18 protein-coding genes are annotated in these 18,289 nt (G+C 73.2%); 8 read left to right on the top strand and 10 right to left on the bottom strand.

Annotated features, from left to right (window positions below; all coding sequences use genetic code 11):
* Window positions 1–11: 11 nt before the first annotated feature.
* Window positions 12–1,253 (top strand): ISL3 family transposase, encoded by a 1,242-nt coding sequence (locus WMF45_RS49080; protein ID WP_437710533.1) that lies wholly within the window; start codon window positions 12–14, stop codon window positions 1,251–1,253.
* Window positions 1,254–1,479: 226 nt separating this feature from the next.
* Here the strand turns inward: WMF45_RS49080 and eutB are convergent, their stop codons facing one another.
* From eutB to WMF45_RS49065, 3 genes are all read right to left on the bottom strand, one after another.
* Window positions 1,480–3,690, bottom strand: coding sequence for an ethanolamine ammonia-lyase subunit EutB (eutB, locus tag WMF45_RS49075; protein WP_437714113.1), 2,211 nt, complete (start codon window positions 3,688–3,690; stop codon window positions 1,480–1,482).
* Between the two features lie 39 nt (window positions 3,691–3,729).
* On the bottom strand, window positions 3,730–5,142 hold the full coding sequence (locus tag WMF45_RS49070; RefSeq protein ID WP_437714112.1) for an ethanolamine ammonia-lyase reactivating factor EutA: 1,413 nt from the start codon (window positions 5,140–5,142) through the stop codon (window positions 3,730–3,732).
* A gap of 79 nt (window positions 5,143–5,221) precedes the next feature.
* Window positions 5,222–5,899 carry a DUF4336 domain-containing protein gene (locus WMF45_RS49065; RefSeq protein WP_437714110.1) on the bottom strand — a complete coding sequence of 226 codons (678 nt, stop codon included), beginning with the start codon at window positions 5,897–5,899 and terminating at the stop codon, window positions 5,222–5,224.
* A 50-nt stretch (window positions 5,900–5,949) separates the two neighbouring features.
* Between WMF45_RS49065 and WMF45_RS49060 the strand changes: the two genes are divergently transcribed.
* Entirely contained in the window at window positions 5,950–6,447 is a 498-nt protein-coding gene (locus WMF45_RS49060) for a MarR family winged helix-turn-helix transcriptional regulator (RefSeq protein WP_437714109.1), read from the top strand.
* 178 nt (window positions 6,448–6,625) lie between these two features.
* Here WMF45_RS49060 and WMF45_RS49055 read toward each other — a convergent pair whose 3' ends face one another.
* Complete coding sequence (locus WMF45_RS49055) at window positions 6,626–7,171, bottom strand: exonuclease domain-containing protein (protein WP_437714107.1); 546 nt, start codon at window positions 7,169–7,171, stop codon at window positions 6,626–6,628.
* Between the two features lie 20 nt (window positions 7,172–7,191).
* Between WMF45_RS49055 and WMF45_RS49050 the strand changes: the two genes are divergently transcribed.
* A complete protein-coding gene (locus tag WMF45_RS49050) occupies window positions 7,192–7,476 on the top strand; it encodes a hypothetical protein (protein ID WP_437714106.1) in 285 nt (94 codons plus the stop codon).
* Window positions 7,477–7,495: 19 nt separating this feature from the next.
* Here WMF45_RS49050 and WMF45_RS49045 read toward each other — a convergent pair whose 3' ends face one another.
* A complete protein-coding gene (locus WMF45_RS49045; protein WP_437714104.1) occupies window positions 7,496–8,425 on the bottom strand; it encodes a hypothetical protein in 930 nt (309 codons plus the stop codon).
* Between the two features lie 217 nt (window positions 8,426–8,642).
* Between WMF45_RS49045 and WMF45_RS49040 the strand changes: the two genes are divergently transcribed.
* Window positions 8,643–9,023: a hypothetical protein gene (locus WMF45_RS49040; RefSeq protein WP_437714102.1), complete on the top strand. Its 381-nt coding sequence runs from the start codon at window positions 8,643–8,645 to the stop codon at window positions 9,021–9,023.
* 18 nt (window positions 9,024–9,041) lie between these two features.
* On the opposite strand, the gene tam is transcribed toward WMF45_RS49040, so the two are convergent.
* Window positions 9,042–9,812 carry a trans-aconitate 2-methyltransferase gene (gene tam / locus WMF45_RS49035; RefSeq protein ID WP_437714101.1) on the bottom strand — a complete coding sequence of 257 codons (771 nt, stop codon included), beginning with the start codon at window positions 9,810–9,812 and terminating at the stop codon, window positions 9,042–9,044.
* Window positions 9,813–9,843: 31 nt separating this feature from the next.
* Here tam and WMF45_RS49030 point away from each other — a divergent pair, with 31 nt between their 5' ends.
* The 4 genes from WMF45_RS49030 to WMF45_RS49015 all read left to right on the top strand — a co-directional run bounded on the left by WMF45_RS49030 (window position 9,844) and on the right by WMF45_RS49015 (window position 13,731).
* The gene (locus WMF45_RS49030; protein ID WP_437714097.1) at window positions 9,844–10,938 is read left to right on the top strand and encodes a class I SAM-dependent methyltransferase; all 1,095 of its coding nucleotides are present in this window, start codon (window positions 9,844–9,846) and stop codon (window positions 10,936–10,938) included.
* The gene (locus WMF45_RS49025; RefSeq protein ID WP_437714096.1) at window positions 10,935–11,462 is read left to right on the top strand and encodes an oxidoreductase; all 528 of its coding nucleotides are present in this window, start codon (window positions 10,935–10,937) and stop codon (window positions 11,460–11,462) included. The genes WMF45_RS49030 and WMF45_RS49025 overlap by 4 nt, the downstream gene beginning before the upstream one ends.
* 215 nt (window positions 11,463–11,677) lie before the next feature.
* Window positions 11,678–12,289: an NADPH-dependent FMN reductase gene (locus tag WMF45_RS49020; RefSeq protein WP_437714094.1), complete on the top strand. Its 612-nt coding sequence runs from the start codon at window positions 11,678–11,680 to the stop codon at window positions 12,287–12,289.
* Between the two features lie 35 nt (window positions 12,290–12,324).
* A complete protein-coding gene (locus tag WMF45_RS49015; protein WP_437714093.1) occupies window positions 12,325–13,731 on the top strand; it encodes a sigma-54-dependent transcriptional regulator in 1,407 nt (468 codons plus the stop codon).
* On the opposite strand, the gene WMF45_RS49010 is transcribed toward WMF45_RS49015, so the two are convergent.
* Genes WMF45_RS49010 through WMF45_RS48995 form a run of 4 tightly spaced genes read right to left on the bottom strand, consistent with a single transcriptional unit; the run spans window position 13,724 to window position 18,247 of the window.
* Window positions 13,724–15,082, bottom strand: coding sequence for a sensor histidine kinase (locus WMF45_RS49010; protein ID WP_437714092.1), 1,359 nt, complete (start codon window positions 15,080–15,082; stop codon window positions 13,724–13,726). The genes WMF45_RS49015 and WMF45_RS49010 overlap by 8 nt on opposite strands.
* On the bottom strand, window positions 15,079–16,278 hold the full coding sequence (locus WMF45_RS49005) for an FtsX-like permease family protein (protein ID WP_437714090.1): 1,200 nt from the start codon (window positions 16,276–16,278) through the stop codon (window positions 15,079–15,081). The genes WMF45_RS49010 and WMF45_RS49005 overlap by 4 nt, the downstream gene beginning before the upstream one ends.
* The gene (locus tag WMF45_RS49000; RefSeq protein WP_437714089.1) at window positions 16,272–17,531 is read right to left on the bottom strand and encodes an ABC transporter permease; all 1,260 of its coding nucleotides are present in this window, start codon (window positions 17,529–17,531) and stop codon (window positions 16,272–16,274) included. Before WMF45_RS49000 ends, WMF45_RS49005 begins: the two co-directional genes overlap by 7 nt.
* Window positions 17,528–18,247 carry an ABC transporter ATP-binding protein gene (locus WMF45_RS48995; RefSeq protein ID WP_437714087.1) on the bottom strand — a complete coding sequence of 240 codons (720 nt, stop codon included), beginning with the start codon at window positions 18,245–18,247 and terminating at the stop codon, window positions 17,528–17,530. The genes WMF45_RS49000 and WMF45_RS48995 overlap by 4 nt, the downstream gene beginning before the upstream one ends.
* Window positions 18,248–18,289: the final 42 nt, after the last annotated feature.

Below are 18,289 nucleotides of genomic sequence, written 5' to 3'. Positions count from 1 at the left end.
CCCGATCGGCCGTGCGCGCCACCACTTTGCTCAACAATGTCCTCGGAATCAAGTTCACTCGCGTCACTGGCGCGCAATTCACGGCGGACGGGCTGGTCTGCGACGTCGAGCCGACCACGGAGATCCCTCGCTGCGGAGGGTGCGGTCACCAGGTGAGGAAGGTGTACGACCAGCGGAAACCGCGTCGCTGGCGTCACCTCGACCTCGCTGGCATGTCGCTGGAGCTCCAGTACTCGCCGCGGCGGCTGTGTTGCTCGCGGTGCGGAGTGACCACCGAGATGGTGCCTTGGGCCGACCCGATGAGCTGGTTCACGCACGCTTTCGAGGAGACGGTCGGGTACCTGGCGCAGATGGCCTCGAAGACCGTCGTTTCGGCGATGATGCGCGTCGCGTGGGCGACGGTCGGCGCGATCATCGGTCGCGTGGTCGAGCGACGGCTGCCCCACGACATCCTCGACGGGCTCACGCACATCGGCGTCGACGAGCTCTCCTACAGGAAACACCACAAGTACGTGACCATCGTGGTCGACCACGTCACCGGGCGCGTGGTCTGGGCGCGAGAGGGGAAGAACGCCGACACGCTCCGGACCTTCTTCCAAGAGCTCGGCTCGGAGCGGTGCGCGCTCCTCCAGGCGGTCACCATCGACATGTCGAACGCGTACATCTCGGCGGTCTCGGAGTCGGCGACGAACGCGCAGATCATCTTCGACCGCTTTCATGTCCAGCGGCTGGTTCATGACGCGCTCGACGAAGTACGCCGTGCAGAGGTGAGAACGATCGAAGATCCAGAAGAGCGCAGCGCGCTGAAGCACACCCGATTCGCGCTGCAGAAAAACCCTTGGAACCTGACTGGAATCGAGCGAGCGAAGCTGACCGAACTGCCGAAGGCGAATGCGACGCTCTACCGCGCCTATTTGCTCAAGGAGTCGTTCGCTGCCATTCTCGATCGGCGTCAACCGAATGTCGCACTGGCGAAGCTCGAAGAGTGGATATCGTGGGCGACGCGCTCGGGCCTCAAGCCCTTCGCCAAAGCGGCGCGAACAATTGGTCGCCATCTCGATGGCATCGTCGCCTACGTCGCAAGCGGGCTGTCGAACGCACGCTCGGAAGGCACCAATGGCAAGGTGCGCACCATTACGCGACGGTCGTACGGCCTTCACGGCGCCTCCTCCCTCATCGCGCTGATTCACCTCTGCTGTTCAGGTCTCGCACTGCAACCGGTTCACACCTGGCCACGCATCCACCAAACCTAAAGGAGAGCCGTAAAGGTCTCCAGGGCATAGTAAAAACGCTGCGCCGTCGTACGTTTTCCTCTGCCCCCTACGTTGGAGTACCGCGCGCGAAACGCGGTGGGCCTCAGTGAGGCGACATTGATGCGATGTTGGTTGCGTAACAACAACCAGCTTCTTAAGCGTTCCGTCCGGCGCAGCATCTTGAGACTATTACACCCCAGGCGCAGGGGCAAGCCGGAGGCGCCGCTCACGCAGCGTCGCCCGCGAGCAGCGCCTCCAGCCGGTTGCCGGCCGCGCGGCGCGCGAGCACCTGCAGGACCTTCTCGACGAGCACCCCGCCCGCCTCCGCGGCGGGCAGCCCGCCGGCGTGGATGCTGGCGATCACCGTGTACTCGAAGCCGATCGCTGGATTGCCGCTGAAGGCGGCGGCAGACTCCTGATCCACACCGGGCGTGAGGCGGTAGGCGAGGTAGGCCGAGAGGCTGCGCGAGGCGAGCTCGCCGCTGCCCGGGCGCTCGCCGAGCAGCATCACGACCAGCCGCGCCCCGAGCCGCTCGGCGACGGCCTCGGCGAGCTTCACCCGGCCGTACCGCGCGAGCAGCGGCCGCCCGACGGTCACGCCGCGCGCCGCAAGGCCGTCCAGCAGCACCGGGAGCAGGTCGGGGACGTTGTGGTGGACCGCCTCGGCGCTCAGGCCGTCGGACACCACGATCTGCACCTGCGCGTCCTCCGGCGCGAGCCGGGCGGCGCTCTCCTCGGACAGGCGCGCGCCCGCGTCGGCGGATCCGAGGTGCTCGTCCTTGCTGACCGCCGTCGTGGTGATGACCCGAAACGCGGCGACGCGGGCCAGCGCCTCCTCGCGCAGCTCGCTCTCGAGGGCCCCCCGCGCGATGGCCTCGTCGCGGCGGCCGAGGCGGCTGACGGCGTTGGCCGGGCGCGGGCCGGCGGTGGCGAAGCCGTGGGCGGCGGGCGTGGCAGCGAGCAGCTCGGCGAGCTCGGCCTCGTCCGGGCAGAACTGCCGCACGTCGCCGAAGCACGGCCCGCGGGTGATCGCGCCCGCCTCGCCCTGCCCCTCCCCCGCGCGCGCCAGGATGCCCCGCGCGAGGGCCCACTCCAGGAACTCGCCGCCGGGCGCGCGGCCATGGATCTCCCGCAACGTCTGCACGTCATGCCCGCTCGTGTCGAAATAGGCGAGCATGCGATCGGTATTGAGGCAGACATCCATGTAGTAGTTGGCGCCCGCCGCGGTGAGCAGCTGCGTCGCCATCTGCTGGCCCTCCAGCGTGACGTGGGCGTGGAGGGTGTAACAAGGGGCCATGCCCATGGGCACGCCGAGGAGCTTGCCCATGAAATGGTCCTGGAGGTTCGCGACGATCATCTCGCGGTCGTCGAGGTGCGTCTCCGGGCCGATGAAGCCGGTGACGTTGTTGAGCATGAACGGGTCCCAGCGGCGGGCGAGGCCGTAACAGAGCGCCTCGGCCGTGGCCATGTCGATGCCCTCGTGCTTGCCGTACGTGAGCTCACTGCCCTGGCCGGTCTCGAAATACATGAACTGCTCGGCCTGGCCCGCGAGCGGGCCGCGCGCGGCCATGCGGCGATAGCCCTCGTCGAGGAGATCCACGGTGACGTCGAACTCGGTGACACAGCAGGACTCGGTGCCGGCCAGGCTCTGAAAGAGGATCTCCACGGGCGCGCCCTGGTCGAGCGCGGCGAGCTGCACCTTGAGGTGCGACAGGCAGCAGATCTGCGTGGGGACGCCGGTCGCGCGGCGGATGCGGTCGAGGTGGCGGAGGATCGCGGCGGTGGTCTCCACCGTGCCGGACGCGGGGTTGACGCCGAGCAGCGCGTCGCCGGCGCCGATGGAAAGGCCCCAGTAGAGCAGCAGGGTGATCCCTCGGAGATCGTCGGTGGGGTGGTTCGGCTGGAGGCGCGAGGCGAGCGTGCCGGGGGCGCCGAGGAGCGTGCGGGCGCGGGTCGGGCGGCTGATCTTGCGGGCGAGATACACGAGTTCGTGCACGTCGCAGAGCTTGGCGAGCGCCGCGGCCATGACCCCGGTCAGGGCGCGGCCGAGGCGCGCCACCTCCGGGCCGGGGGCGCCGAGCAGGTGGTCCTTGAGCTCGCCGAGGCGCAGCGAGGCGATCCGGGCGAAGGCGTCTCGGTCGATGTCGTAATTGACGCGCATCACCGCGTCGATCTCGCCCCGCGCGTCGGTGAGCGGGTGATCGTGGAGGTGCTCCAGGGTCAGGTCGCCGAGCAGCTCCCGCGCGGCTTCCCGCGCCGCGTCGTCGCTCGCCGCGAGGCCTGCCTGGCGATCGCCCGCCTTGCTGCAGTCGGCGGCGCCGAGGAGCCGCTTCAAGCCGCGGAACGAGCCGCCGTGCCCAGGCAGGCGGGCCGCGTAGACAACGTCGGTCCGGGGGCGAGGGACCTCGATCCGATCGAGCGGGGTCGGTTCCTTCACGGCGCGCTCCTCCCTTCACGGAAGGTTCGCCGAGCGACGTCATGGCGTCATCCCGTAGAACGAGACGGGCAGGACCTGATCGCACAGGCGGCCGACCTGGACGAACCGGGCGCCGTGCGCCTGCACCTCGTCGATGACGAGGAGGTCGATCGGCAGCGCGCCCCAGCCGGTCACGTAGCCCCCGAGCGTCTTGCCCGCGTTCTGCGCGGTGAGCAGCACGAGGGGGTGCTCGGGGATCGGTCCGGCGCGGCGCAGCGCACCCGCGATGCGCGCGCCGAGGCGCTTGAGGGTGGCCGCCGAGACGTCGTCGAGGGCGATCTCCAGAGAGCCGCCGCGGGTGCTCCGGCGGAAGAGGTCCACGGCGTGATCGAGCTCGGCGTCGGAAGAGGCCGGCGAGAGGCGCGCCAGGATGGGCAGGTCGCGCAGGGGCAAGCGCTCGGGGCGCGCGAGGAACAGCGTCGCGCCGGAGAGCTGGGTGGCGTGGCGCAGCAGGCCGTACGCCGTGGCCCGGCCCATGCTGGCCGGCGTCGCCACCCGCGCGCTCAGCCGGGGCGAGGCGAGGATCGCGCGGGCGAGGTCCACGCCGAGATCGCCGTGGTGAGCCGGCTCGGGCAGGGGGCGCCCGGCCAGACCGGCGTAGATCAGCTCGCCCACGCCCCCGGAGAACGTGAGGGTGGGCGCCGCGAGCCCCTCCGGCAGCGCGAAGGGCACCTGCACGTGGCGCGCGGCCGCGGGTGTGTCGAAGGCGCCGGCGCGCCCCGCGATCGCCGCCTCGAGCAGCTCCACGTAGAAGGCGACGACGGCCTCGGCCTCGGCCTGCGAGAGCACCTCGCCCGGGCCGCGGTGGAGCCCGAGGTGGTCGAGGGCGGCGCGGGCCTCCGGCGAGAGCGCGCGGAGGCGGCGCGAGCGCGGATCGAGCGCGACGTGCCGCGCGCCCACGAGAAGACAGCCGGTGCGCTGCACCTCGCCGGCCAGGCCGAGCGCGAGGTTCGTGGTGCCGCCGCCGATGTCCAGGTTGACGACGGGCTCGCCGGGGCGCGCGCGCGACAGGGGAGCGGCGCTGCCCATGAAGGCCACCCAGGACTCGAGGCAGGGGTCCTCGGTGACGGCGAGCAGCGCGTCCCCAACCCGCGCGCGGATCAGCGCCGCGAGCGCGTCGGCGTTGCTCCGGCGGGCGGCGAGGCCGGTGATGATCGCCCCGCCGCCGAAGAGGGCCCCGGGCGCCACGCCCGCCTCGGCGAGCCAGCGATCGAGGAGCGCCGCCGCGGCGTCGAGATCGAGCGCGTCGCCGGCGAGGGGCGTGAGCGCCATCTCCGATCGGTACCGCTCCTCCAGCGCGCCGAGCTCCACCCGGCCGCTGCCCGCGGCGCGCGTGAGCGTCGCCGAGGCGGCCACGGCGCAGCTCGTGGTGGAGCCGAAATCCAGGCCGAGCAGGGTGACCTGGGCGCCCATCACCGGACCGTCCTGATCTTCATGGCCAGGCCCCAGTCCTACCGCACCGGCGCCCGCGCGCCGCTCCCCGTCAGGGGCGTCAGAGCACCCGCTCGAACGCGGCCTGCAGCGCGTCTCGACCGCCGCGCTCGATGACGTCGCCGTGCGCCACCACGATGCGCTCCGGCCCCCACGCGAGCATCCGCTCCACCGAGGCGCGCACCGCCGCGCGATCGCGCATCATCGAGCGCGCGATGCGGGACGGGCCGAACCTCCCGTAGGCGCCGTTCAGGCGCATGAAGAGGCGCGTCGGGAGGTGCTCGCTCCGCGCGATGTGAAAGCAGAGATCCCAGACGAAGAGGGTCCTGCTCGGCCGGTGGAAGAAGACCGTCTCCTCGAGCTTCGGCATCCCGAAGACCGCCACCTGGTCGATCTCCGCGGACCAGAGCGGGTCCGGCGCGCCGTCGAGCGCGCCGGTGAACGTCACGTCAGGGCGCTTCTCGCGGAGCCCCCGCGCGCCGTAGAGCCGCGCCCCCGGGAACAGCCGCGCCGCCGGCGAGAGGCCGAGGTGGTGCAGCAGGTTCGGCGCCACGATCGCCCGCACCTCGCCGAGCGCGCGGATCTCGTCCGCCTCCCGCTCCACGCTCGGGAGCGGCGAGAACAGCAGCAGCCCGCCGTCCTCGAGGCGCACGACCGGAGATCGCACCGGAAACCGGAGGAACCCCACCTTCAACGTGTCTTCCGCAACCCAGAGGGATTGATCGAGCCGTCGCAGCATGCTCCAATTGGTAAACCAGCTTGACCATTTGGTCAAGCAAGTTGACTATCATGACCAAGCACAACCTCGATCCATGCGACGTCGCCGAGCTCGATCGGCGCAAGCGCGTGAGCCTCGGGCAGCTCCTGCTCCGCTCGGCGCGGCTGCTCGACGAGCGGGCGGTGGCGCGCGTCGCCCGGCGCGGCGCGACCGGGGTGCGCCGGGCGCACACGGCGCTCATGCCGTACATCGACCTCGAGGGCACGCGGCAGATCGACCTGGCGGAGCGCGCCGGCGTGACGAAGCAGGCGGTGGGTCAGCTCGTGGAGGAGCTCGAGGCGGCGGGCGTGGTGGAGCGGACGCCCGATCCGGAGGACCGGCGGGCGAAGCGGGTGCGGTTCACGCCGCACGGGCTGAAGATGCTCCTCCACGGGCTCGGGGTGCTGCAGGAGCTGGAGGACGAGCTCACGCGAGCCCTGGGGGAGAAGCAGATGGCCTCGCTGAAGAAGGGGCTCACCGCGCTCCTCGCGGCGCTGGAGGCCCCGGAGACGCCGCCCGAGGGCCGGTGAGCGCCGGCGCGGCGGGGAGCGGTTCCCACACCCGCCACGGGCACACCCGCCGCAGAGCGGCGGTCTCCCGCACAGGAGACGGGTCCAGATCGGCGTTTTCGGCGCGCAAGCGCACTCCTGTGCGCTGAGCACCGAAAACGCCGAGATGGGCCCGTATCCGAAGCGGGTGACCGCCGCTCTAGAGGCCCAGCGCGTGCGGCAGGAGCCGCGCGATGTTGCGCGCGTCGTCGATGGCGCGGTGCTGCGTCCCCTGAAACGAGAGGCCGACGCGGCGCAGGGCCTGCCCCACGCCGAGCTCGCGCTCGGCGCCGAGGCGGCGGGCAAAGGCCCGCTTGAGGTTGAGGTGATCGCCGCCGAAGGGCAGCGCCACCCCGTGGCGGCGGGCGTCGCGCTCGATCTGCCGCTTGTCGTAGCCGCCCCAGGAGCAGAAGAGCGCCTGTTTCCCGCGCACCAGCTCTCTCAGCCGCGCCGCCGCCGCGGGGAAGCGCGGGGCGGCGTCGACGTCGGCCTGGCGGATGCTCGTCAGCCGCATGCAGAACGCCGAGAGGCGCGGGTGTCGGATCGGGCGCACGAAGCACTGCAGCTCGGCGGCGGGTCGCAGGGTGCCGGCATCGACGAGCACGGCGCCGACCTCGATGATCTCCATCTCGTCGCGGGGGAAGGCGGGGTCGTCGCTGCAGGTCGCCTCGAGATCGATGACCAGGTAGTGAGTGAGGGAAGACATCGGCGTTCTCCTTGAATTCGTTGCGGGTAGTCTGCGGTCGCGAGGACCGGAGCACCCGGACACGATTCCGGACACGCCACCTCAACGGGCTCGCCCGCGCGGCGGCGCTCGCGCTCGCCGAGTCGGCGTGCCGTCACGCGGGCGACAGCGGCTTCGTCCGGCTACGGGCGATGGCGCTGCTCGTCCTTACGCGCATCCTGGGCGAGGAGGAGGGGGCGGCGGCGCGGGCGCGAGCGCTTCAGATCGCGCGGCGGATCGAGGACGAAGAGCTCCTCTGGCGAGGAGAGCGGCTCGCGCCGCGCTGATCGGGCGCAGCGCCGCTCGTCAGGAGAGCACCTCGGAAGCGTCCTTTGCTTCGAGTGCGTTGTCGACCCACCGATCGAGGATCGCAGGGTCCTTGCACGCCTGGATGCGCTCGCGATGGTCGGCGGTGAAGGCGATCCCGGCGCGCGCCACCAGCCGGAGCAATGCGTCGCGCTTGGCCTCGAGGATGCCCTCGAGCTTGCCCTCCCGGATGCCCTCGAGCTTGCCCTCCCGGATGCCCTCGATCCGGCCACGCTCGATGAGCTGCTGGGCGAACGGGGGAAAAGTTGCCTTGCCTTCGGTCTGCCGCTCCATGATCAGCGCCTCCAGGGCTCTCCGCATGGGTTCACGCAACGCATTGTAGACGATCTGGAAGTACACCGCCGCGTGCTCGTGGTCGAGCCGCCCGAGCGCCCCCAGCGCAGACTGGACCACGGCGAGGCCGTTCGGTCCGTTGCCGTGCGCCACGGCCGAGAGAATGGCGAGCTCCGTCTCCTTTTCCGCCTCGGCCTGATCCGTCACCTCCGGCACACTCGCCGGCCCCAGCACCAGCGGCTGGAGCGTCCCGAGCCCCAACCCGAGATCGATTTTCTGCGCGGCCCAGGCGGCCACCTCCGCGTCGGGCGCGACGACGAGGACGACAGCCGAGCACTCCTTCCGGGCCCGCACGACCGCAACGTAGACAGGCCATGAGTAGCCCTTGCGCCGATCGATGTCGCGCTGGACCTCGAGGACGATGGAGAGCACCAGCGCACCGGCCCCGTCGCGGAGCTCGAGCACCAGGTCGGCGCAGAACTCGACCGGGAGGAGCTGGTCCAGCGAAGCCTCGACGACCGCGACCGTGGCATACGGCGGGAGATCCAGGTGAAAGAGGATCTCCAGAAAATGAGGCGCGAGCGACGGATTCTCGCGGAACATGTCGACGAAACCGTTGTGCTCGAGCGTCGGCATGGGCAGCACGCTACTGCCACCTACATGAGGTGGGCAAGCTGCGCGCACGCCTCCAGCCATGTCTCCCATGAGCGTAAATGAGCGAAATGAACCATGGTGCAACCACGTAAGTCGCCGTGTCGCTCCACACGCGGCGGCTCAACCGTGCAGGCCGGCGCCGAGCAGCCCCGCGCGACGAGGGCTTCCCCTGGCCGCGCCGCCGCGATAAGACAGCGCCGTGACACGCACCATCGCACGGTGGATACCCCTCCTCGCAGCGCTCTCCGCCGGGTGCGCCCCGGCGCCGCCCCCCGCGGCCCCGACGGCCGAAGAGGTCACCGCGAAGAAGGCCGCCAGCATGGCGCTCACCGCGCTGTTGAACCGCAAGTTCGACGTCGAGGGCTGCGACGCCTCCGAGGCGCGCGTGGTCCAGGAGGCCGAGGCGCGCGCGGGCACGCCTCAGGGCGAGCGCTGCGCCATCCTCGTCGCGCGCAGGAGCGACCGGACATGGCTCGTCGCCGTCCGCTCGTCGCTCTCGTCCGCCTCCGTCGGAGCGCAGGCGCTCGTGACCGTGCTGCCCGAAGCCGAAGGCGTCGGCGCCATCGAGTACACGCGCTGATCCGCGCGGCGGCCGCGCTCACCGCGCCGTGGCGACGAGGAACAACCGCCGGAACGGAAACGGCGTCTTCCCGTCCGCCGCCTTCGGATACGCCGCCGCCACCCGCCCGCCGTACTCCTCGAGGAACTCGGCCCGCTCGTGCTCATCGAGCGCCGCGAGCAGCGGCCGCAGCGCCGTCCCCTTGGTCCACTCGACGACCGGATTCGCGCCCTCGAGGACGTGCAGATACTCCGTCTCCCAGATGTCGAGCCGCGCCGCGTGCGGCGCGAGCATCCCGTAATACGCCGCCGGCGCCGCGACCGGGCTCTCCCTCACCACCGCCGCCAGCTTGTCGCGGAAGCGAGGCAACCGGCTCGCCTCCACCATCGCCGCGTGCGACGGCGCGCCGTGGTTCCTCGGCATCTGCACCGCCAGCACGCCACCGGCCGCGAGCCGCCCGAGCAGCGCCGGGAACAGCGCCTGGTGGTCGTCGAGCCAGTGCAGCGCGGCGTTGCTGAAGATCAGCGCGGGCGGCGCGGACGGCGCGAAGCGCGCGATATCGCCCTCGACGAACCGCGCCCCGGGCAGCGCGGCGCGCGCCTGCGCCAGCATCTCCGGAGAGCTGTCGACCCCGAGGATCCCCCGGCCCGGGAAGCGCTGGGCCACGAGGCGGGTGATGTTGCCGGCCCCGCACCCGAGATCGACGATGTCGCCCGGCGCGGCGAGGTCGACCCGGCCGAGCAGGTCAATCGCAGGACGCGCCCTCTGGTCCTCGAACTTCAGGTACTGCGCAGGATCCCAGTCCGCCATCACGCCCTCCACCGATCCAGCGCGGCAGAGCGTGAGCCCACCCGCCGCCGTTTGCTTTCCCTACTTCCAGCAGATCCGGGCGCGCCTGTCGACGCAGAAACCGGGGGCGCCCCCGGCGGCGCTCGCCCCCGCGACAGCGCAGGAGCCGCCGAGGCCGCCGCGCTGGACATCCCCGCACGGGAGCGGCACCCTCGCGCCGGTGGATGCTCCGGAGATCTCCGATCTCCTCGTCGACTACGATCCCGACACCCTCGCGCGCCTCCCCGTGCGCCGGAGCGCGGTTGTCGAGCGCCTCCGCGCCGCGGGCCGCCCCGGCGCAGCCCGGCTCGCCGCGCGGCTCCCGGCGCGGGACGATCTGCTCGACGAGGCCGCCGTGGACGCGCTCCTGCTCCGCGTCCACGCCGAGCTGCAGCGCCTGTCCGAGGAGTTCGACCAGGGAGCGCGCGTCCGCTTCGTGCTCGCGCCGCTGCTCGACGCGCTGCGCGCCGCCGGCGCGCCCCGCCCCCTGCGCGTCGTCGACGTGGGCTGCGGGCTCGGCTACGTCGTCCGCTGGCTCGCCGCCCGCGGGGCGCTGGGCGCCGACGTCGAGCTCGTGGGCTGCGATTACAACCGCGCGCTGATCGAGGCCGCGCGCGCGGCGGCCAGCGACGAGGGCCTCCCGTGCCGCTTCCACGTGGCCAACGCGTTCACGCTGCGCGAGCCAGCCACCGTCTTCCTGTCCACCGGCGTCGTCCACCATTTCCGCGGCGACGCCCTCGTGTCGTTCTTCCGCGAGCAGGCCAGGGCCGGCGCCCTCGCGTTCATCCACTTCGACATCAAGCCGAGCCACCTGTCTCCCCTCGGCGCCTGGATATTCCACCAGGCCCGCATGCGCGAGCCGCTCTCCCGCCACGACGGCGTCCTCTCCGCCCTCCGCGCCCACGCCGGCGACGCGCTCCTCGCGGCGGCGCGCGCCGGCGCCGAGGGCCTCTCCTCCGCGCTGTTCGACGGCCACGTCGGGCCCTTTCCCGTCCTGCGCATCATGCACGCGGTGATCGGACTCCGCCCGGACCTGCGCGCGCGCTTCGTCGACCAGCTCGAGCAGCTCGGCCCGCGCGCCGTCCGCCGGCTCGGGGCATTCACGTGATCCCCGCGCTGCTCACCCTGCTCGCCCTTGTCGACGCGGCGTTCTGCGGCTTTCGCGACGCCGCCGGCCGCAACCCGCGCATTGAAAAGCGCGCCTATTTCCTCCGCGCCGTCCGCCGCGGCGCCCTCGCAGGGCTCCTCGCTATCGCCGCGCTCGCGGCCCTCACCTTCGCCGTGCTCGGGCTCGCGCCCGACCCCGCGGGCCTCTGGATCGATCTGCTCGCGGCCGGACGGCGCCTGATCCTCGTCTACGGCGCCTACGCCGCCCTCGTCTGCACCGCCCTGCTCGCCTACGCGCTGCCCATCCACGAGGCGCGCGTGCTCGCCAGCGTGACGATCCTGGGCCCGCTCACGATGGTGCGCCCCTGGGTCCTCGCCGCGGGCGCGCTCCTCGCCGCGCTGACCGCCGCGCGCGCGGAGACGGCCGCCCTGACGCTCGCCTCGGCGATGGCGATCGGGCTCATCGAGCGGCTCCTCGGGCGCGGCTGGCGCCGCGGCCGGCCCGTCCCCTTCCAGCCTTCGTAAATGGTCCTCCTCAAGCGGCTCCGGCCGCGGCGCTCGACGCGAGAGGCGCCTGTCGCCACGGCGCCTCTCGCTGCGCGGCGCGGGGCCGAGGGGGTCCCCCGCGCCGACGAACTCCTCGACCCGCCGCGCGAGCGCGGGGTAGCATCGCGCCGCCCGCAATCCACCGATCACCGAGGAGCGCCGCGCGATCCGTCGCCGGCCGCACGCAATACCCTATGAAGCTCGCTGTCATCTCAGGCAGTCACCGCAACGGCTCCGAATCGGGGAAGATCGCCCGCCACGTGCAGCAACAGCTGTCGTCGTCGGCGGACGTCTCCTCGACGTACACGCTCGATCTCGCCGACAACCCGCTTCCGCTCTGGGATCCGGAGGTATGGCAGCCGTCCGAGAAATGGGAGCGCGTCTGGGGCCCCATCTCCGCAGAGCTGAAGACGTCGGACGCCTTCGTGGTCATCGCGCCGGAGTGGGGCGGCATGGTCCCCGCCGGACTCAAGAACTTCTTCCTCCTCTGCTCCCGGGGCGAGCTCGCGCACAAGCCCGCGCTCATCGTCGGGGTCTCCGCGAGCTCGGGCGGCGCCTACCCGATCGCGGAGCTGCGCATGAGCAGCTACAAGAACACGTACCTCTGCTACATCCCGGACCACGTGATCGTGCGCAACGTCCGCGGCCTCCTCAACGACCCGGAGGCGCCGCAATCCCCGGACGACGAGCGCATCCGCGAGCGGCTCCGCTACGCGCTGGGCATGCTCCTCCAGTACGGAAAGGCCCTGCAGCAGGTCCGCGCGAGCGGCGCGATCGATCTGGCCAAGTACCCTTACGGGATGTGACGGGCCCCCGGCGGCGAACACGCTAGTCTCGCCGGGTGCCGAAGATCCTCGTCATCGACGATCAGCCCGCCGTCTGCGTCGCGCTGACGACGCTGTTCGAGCTGCACGGGCACGAGGTCCGCGTCGCCGCCACGCCCGACGAGGCGATGGCGGCGGTGCTCGGCGACGAGCTCGGCGCCGTGGTCCAGGACATGAACTTCCGGCAGAGCGCCACCTCGGGCGAAGAGGGGATGGAGCTGCTCCGCCGGATCAAGGCCGTCGACCCCGAGCTGCCCGTCGTGGCCATGACCGCGTTCACGTCGATCGCGGGCGCGGTCGAGCTGATCAAGGCCGGGGCGAGCGACTACGTGCCCAAGCCGTGGGACGACCAGAAGCTCGTCGCCACCGTGGGCAACCTGGCGCGGCTGCGGGCGCTCGAGCAGGAGAACGCGCGCCTCCTGGCCCAGCGCGGGCGCGCGCGGCACAGGCTCGCCGAGCGCCACGACCTGGCCGGGCTCGTGTACGCGAGCGACGCGATGCACGAGGTCGTGAGCCTCGCCGTCAAGGTCGCGCCCGCCGACGTGCCCGTCCTCATCACGGGGCCGAACGGCACCGGGAAGGAGCTGCTCGCCACCATCGTCCAGGCCAACTCGCGGCGGCGGGACCGGCCGTTCGTCAAGGTGAACGCCGGCGCCCTCCCCGACGAGCTCGTCGAGGCGGAGCTGTTCGGCGCCGAGCCAGGCGCGTTCACCGGCGCGACCCGCCTCCGCGCCGGCCGCTTCGAGGAGGCCGACGGCGGCACCCTCTTCCTCGACGAGATCGGCACGCTGTCGCTGAACGGCCAGAAGAAGCTGCTGCGCGTCCTCCAGACAGGCGAGTACCAGCGCCTCGGGAGCAGCGTCACCCGCAAGGCCGACGTGCGCGTGCTGAGCGCGACCAACCGAGATCTCCCGCGGGCGATCGCCGAGGGATCCTTCCGCGAAGACCTGTACTTCCGGCTCAACGTCATCGAGCTGACGATCCCCGCGCTGCGCGATCGCCCCGAGGACATCGTGCCGATCGCGAGCCACCTGCTCGATGGCCTCGCCGCGCGCGCGGCGGGCGGCGAGCGGGTGACGCTCGGCCCGCGCGCGCGCCACGCGCTCGCCGAGCACGACTGGCCGGGCAACGTCCGCGAGCTGGAGAACCGGCTCACGCGCGCGGCGCTTGTGCGCAAGGGCGAGACGATCGAGCCGCACGACCTGGGGCTCGACGCGGTCGCGCGCCTGCCGCCGGCGCCAGCTGCGCACGCCGCGTCGTCCGCGCCTTCCGCGACCTCCTCCGAGCGCCTCGAGATCGAGCGCGCGCTCGTCGAGGCGCGGGGCGTCGTCGCCAAGGCCGCTGCGTCGCTCGGCCTGAGCCGGCAGGGGCTCTACAGGCGCATGGACCGGCTCGGGATCCAGATCGAGCGGAAGCTCAAGTAGCGCGCTCGTCCGGCGGCGGCGGCAGGCGGCACTCCGCCACGGCCCCGCCCCCCTCGCGGCGCCGCAGCGCGAGCGCGCCGCCGTGCGCTGTCGCGATCTCGCGGCAGAGCGCGAGGCCGAGCCCGCGGCCCTGCTGCTTGGTCGAGTAGAAGGGCAGGAGCGCCTTGCCCGGGGCGTCGTCCGGGAGGCCGTGGCCCCGGTCGGCCACCGTGAGCGCGAGCTCGCCGGTCGAGAGGCGCCGCACCGAGACCTCGATCCGGTCGGGCGGGCTCCCGGCCTCGACGGCGTTCTTGAGCAGGTTCAGGAGGAGCTGCTGGATCTGCGCGGGGTCGAAGAAGCCTGGCTCGTCCGGCGCGTCGCCCAGCGTGAAGGGCGCGAGCCCGCGCAGCCGCTCCAGGAAAGGGCGCCACGCGACCCGCTCGGGGGCGGGCGGCGGGAGGCGCGCGAGCTCGGCGTACGCGGCGAGGAAGCGGGCGAGATGCGCGCTCCGCTCCTCGATGGTGTCGAAGACGACCCCGAGGCGCTCCCGCTGCTCCGGACGCTCGAGCAGGAGGCGGCCCGAGTGGAGGAGCGAGGAGATCGGCGCGAGCGAGTTGTTGAGCTCGTGGCTGATCAACCGGATCGCGTTCCTGTGGAGCTCCGCCTCCCGGCGCGAGATCTCGCGCGTGAGCGACCGGACCGAGACGAGGACGTGCGCCTGGGTGTTCAGGCGGAACGCGCGGCGGGCGACGTACAGCGTCTCGATCTCGCCCCGGCGCTCGACGGACACGAGGGCGTCCCGCCCGGCGATCATCGCGGCGCGGAGCTCCTCGGGCTCCCCGGCGAGCAGCGCGGAGAGCGTCCTCTGGCCGATGCGCTCGCCCGCGGCGAAGAGGGCGCGCGCGGCGCCGTTGCCGTACACGATCCGGCCCGCCTCGTCGTGGAGCACCATCGCGACAGGCGTGGCGTCGAGCGCCGTCTCGAGCAGGAGCTCCTTCTGGTAGAGGTCGTCGCGCTGCGCCCGCAGCGCGTCGCCGAGGCGGTTGTGGCGCTCGACGAGATCCCCGAGCTCGTCCCGGCGGTCGTGCCGGACGCGCTGCGTGTAGTCGGACTCGGCGAAGCTCGCGAGGCCGTCGGTCACCGCGCGGAGCAGGCCGACAGCGCGCCCGAGCAGCGCGCGGGAGGCGAGCGCGCCGGCGACCAGGGCGAGCCCGAGCCCCGCAAGGGCGGACACGGGCAGCGACGCCTGCGCTCGCGCGGCGGCGAGGCTCCCGGCGCAAGCGGCGGCGGCGGTCAGGGCGACCACGGCGGCGAGGCGGACCTGGAGGGGCACGCGGAACCGCGCGCGGGGCCACGCGTGGAAGGAGGTCATGATCGCGACGCCTCCGCGGGGGAAACAGCGCTCGCCCGGAGCGCGGGCACGAGCGCCGCGGCCATGCCCGCGAGCCAGAAGGCCACGGCGACCAGGAGGGCCGTCGGCGGCTCGAGGGGCACGTCGAGCTCGGGGGCCGCGGCGCGCGCCGCGGCCCGGAGCCCCGCGAGGGCGACGGCGCCGGCGGCGAGGCCGGCCGTCGTGAGCAGCGCGTTCTCCGCGAGCACGAGGCGCGCGACGTCGGCGCGGGTCGCGCCCAGGGCGCGGCGGATGCCGAGGGCCTGGCGGCGCTCGGCCACGAGCAGCGAGGCCATCCCGATGCGCCCGAGGAACACGACGACGAAGATCGCCCCGAGGAGCGCGAGGGCCAGGCCGCCCGCGCCGCGGCTCGTGCCGGCGTCGAGGTCGACGCCCTCGTCGAGCCGGCGCACGAGCACGGCGCGGCGCGGATCGGCGCGCTCGAGCGCCTCGCGCACCCGCGCGCCGGCGCGGTCGTCAGCGCCCGGACCGACACGGACGAGGTACGTCAGCGAGCGGCCGAGGGCGGGCCCCTCGGCCGCGAAGAGGGCGCGCTGGGCGTCGTCGGGATCGCGGCCCATGGAGACGCGGAACGACGGGACGACGCCGACGACGACGAGAGGCCTCTGCCGGGCGCTCCGGCGCACGATCTGCCCGACCGCGCGGCCGTCCGGGAAGAGGCGCGCCGCGAGCGCCTGTGTGACGACGGCGGGCGTCGCCTCCGCGCCCGCGGCGTCCGCCGCGGCGAGCAGGCGCCCCGCGAGGGGAGCGAGGCCGAGGACCTCGGCGACGCCGCCGCGGTCGTCGAGCATCCAGGCGACCGCGCGCGGGCCGCCCGGGAGGGTCGTCTCGACGACCTCCCGGTGCGTGAGGTTGAACGGGGCCGCGGCCGCCTCGGCGGCGGCGAGGACGCCGGCGACGCGCGCGAGGGCCGCGGCGTCGCGGCGGACCGCGGCCGCGCGCTCGTCGAGGGACGCGAAGCTCGGGCCGTCGCGCTCGGTCGCGGCGAGCAGCAGCGACCGCGTCTCGATGCCGCGCGGCGCGGAGGCGCCGCGGGCATAGTGGACGGCGAGCCCCGAGGCGTGCACGGCCACGGCGAAGCCGAAGGCGGTCTCGAGCACCATCAGGAGCGCGGGCGTCTTCCGGCGAGAGAGCGCCCTGACGAGGGGGCCTAGCACGATCGCCGGAGCCCTTCGGCCGGAGGGATCCTCGCCGCGCGCAGGGCCGGGTACGCGCCGGCGAGGAGGCCGGCGGCCATCGCGGCCACGAGCGCCGCGCCGGCGGAGCGCGCCTCGAGGTGGTAGTCGACCGGCCGGAGGTGGATGACGCGGTTGACGATCTCGAGCGCCGCCGCGGCGACGCCGACGGCGAGCGCGGCGGCGCCCGCGGCCACGAGCGCCACCTCGGTCAGGAGCCCGAGGAAGACGCCGCGGGCGCTCGCGCCGAACGCGCGGTAGACGGCGATCTCGGCGCGCTTCGCCCGGAGCTTCCCCTCGAGCAGCCGCGCGACGCTGAGCGTGCAGGCGCCGAGGAGGACATCGGCGAGCAGGACGAACAGGGTCGTGCCGGGGTCGTCCGCGCGGAGCGCGTGCAGGCGCTCGCGCGGCACGAGCTCGGCCCCGAGGACGCGCCGGCCGCGCGCGCGCTCGCCGCGGGCGTAGGCGTCGAGCTCCGCCTGGAACGCGGCCCGGCTGGGCTCGTCGCGCAGCTCGACAACGAGATCCAGCCAGCCGTTGTCGGTGGCGGCGAGCGCGTCGAAGCTGCCGCCCGGGTCCTCGACCTCACGGACCAGCGCCGGCCGGACGCCGAGCGCGAGGCCGGCGGCGCTCGGCGCGAAGACAACGGCCGTGCGCGGGGCGCGCGTGCGCGGGGCGGCCGGGAGCGCGACGACGCCGACCACCCGGAACGGCTCGCCGAAGAGCCGCAGCGTGCGCCCGATCCCGCTCGCTCCGGAGAACAGCGCGCGCTCCGCCACGTCGGAGAGCACGACGGGGCGCTCCTGGCCGGCGCCCCCCGCCGCCGGCCAGATCGCGCCGCTCCGGACCGTTGCGCCGATCATCCCGAAGAGATCGCCGGTGCAAAAGATCACCTGGACAGGGGCGAGCGGGCCGTCGTCCGGGCTCCCGGCGGCCACGGCGGCGAAGAGATCCGACGCGCGCGAAGGGTGGGGGCTCTCGAGGAGGACGCGATCGCGGTAGCTCGGGGGATCGATCGCCCTTGGATCGGTGACGGCGCCGCCCTCCCGCGGGAGGGAGACGAAGTAGAGCCCGCGCGCCGACGCGAACGGATCGGACGCGCGCGCGTGGAGGACAGCGCGCGCGGCGGTCCATGCGGCGAGGCCGAGCGTGAACGCCAGCAGCATGATGGCGGTGTGCCCGGGCTGCCGGCCGAGGCTCCTGAGGGCCATCCGGAGCGCGTCGCCAGCCGTCACGGGAGGCCCTCCGGCGGAGCTTCCGGAGGCTGCGCCGGCGGCGCGGGGGCCCACGGATCGATGAGCTTGCCATCGAGCACGTGCACCTTGCGGCGCGCCCGCGCCGCGAGCTCGGGGTCGTGCGTTGTCATGACGATCGTCGTGCCGCCGGCGTGGATGCGCTCGAGCAGATCGAGGATCTGCCGCGCAGAGCGGGAGTCGAGGTTGCCGGTGGGCTCGTCGGCCAGGAGCAGCGAGGGCTCGCCGACCAGCGCGCGCGCGATCGCGACGCGCTGCTGCTGGCCGCCCGAGAGCTCGCTGGGCCGGTGGTGGAGCCGCGCGCTCAGGCCGACGTCCTCGAGCGCGCGCAAGGCACGCTCGCGCCGCACACGCGCGCCCAGGCCCCGGACCCGCAGCGGCACGTCCACGTTGTCGAGCACGTCGAGGTCGGCGATGAGCTGGAAGCTCTGGAACACGAAGCCGATCTTCCGGTTCCTGACCGCGCTCGCGCGGGCATCGGAGAGCCCCTGCATCGGCTCGCCGTCGAGCAGGTACTCGCCCCCGTCGAAGGGATCGAGGAGCCCTGCGACGTTGAGGAACGTCGTCTTTCCGGAGCCGGAGGGGCCCATCACGGCGAGGAACTCGCCGCGCGCGACGTGCAGCGTGAACCCGGCGAGCGCGTGGGTCTCGAACAGGCCGCGCCGGTAGACCTTGGCGACGTTCGTCATCCGTATCATGTCGGTCGCTTTGGCAGGAAATGCAGGTACTTTATCTTCAAG

Source organism: Sorangium sp. So ce448 (assembly GCF_051520915.1).
Lineage (GTDB): Bacteria > Myxococcota_A > Polyangia > Polyangiales > Polyangiaceae > Sorangium > Sorangium cellulosum_B.
Note: the sequence above shows the minus strand (reverse complement) of the source record. Positions and strands in the feature narration are given on the sequence as shown.

What these genes read in the sequence shown, in the direction of transcription:
- WMF45_RS48995 (WP_437714087.1), bottom strand. Translation starts at nt 18,247, where the DNA reads ATGATACGGATGACGAACGTCGCCAAGGTCTACCGGCGCGGCCTGTTC.
- WMF45_RS49065 (WP_437714110.1), bottom strand. Translation starts at nt 5,899, where the DNA reads ATGCTGCGACGGCTCGATCAATCCCTCTGGGTTGCGGAAGACACGTTG.
- WMF45_RS49070 (WP_437714112.1), bottom strand. Translation starts at nt 5,142, where the DNA reads ATGGGCGCCCAGGTCACCCTGCTCGGCCTGGATTTCGGCTCCACCACG.
- WMF45_RS49060 (WP_437714109.1), top strand. Translation starts at nt 5,950, where the DNA reads ATGACCAAGCACAACCTCGATCCATGCGACGTCGCCGAGCTCGATCGG.
- WMF45_RS49045 (WP_437714104.1), bottom strand. Translation starts at nt 8,425, where the DNA reads ATGCCGACGCTCGAGCACAACGGTTTCGTCGACATGTTCCGCGAGAAT.
- WMF45_RS49010 (WP_437714092.1), bottom strand. Translation starts at nt 15,082, where the DNA reads ATGACCTCCTTCCACGCGTGGCCCCGCGCGCGGTTCCGCGTGCCCCTC.
- WMF45_RS49055 (WP_437714107.1), bottom strand. Translation starts at nt 7,171, where the DNA reads ATGTCTTCCCTCACTCACTACCTGGTCATCGATCTCGAGGCGACCTGC.
- WMF45_RS49020 (WP_437714094.1), top strand. Translation starts at nt 11,678, where the DNA reads ATGAAGCTCGCTGTCATCTCAGGCAGTCACCGCAACGGCTCCGAATCG.
- tam (WP_437714101.1), bottom strand. Translation starts at nt 9,812, where the DNA reads ATGGCGGACTGGGATCCTGCGCAGTACCTGAAGTTCGAGGACCAGAGG.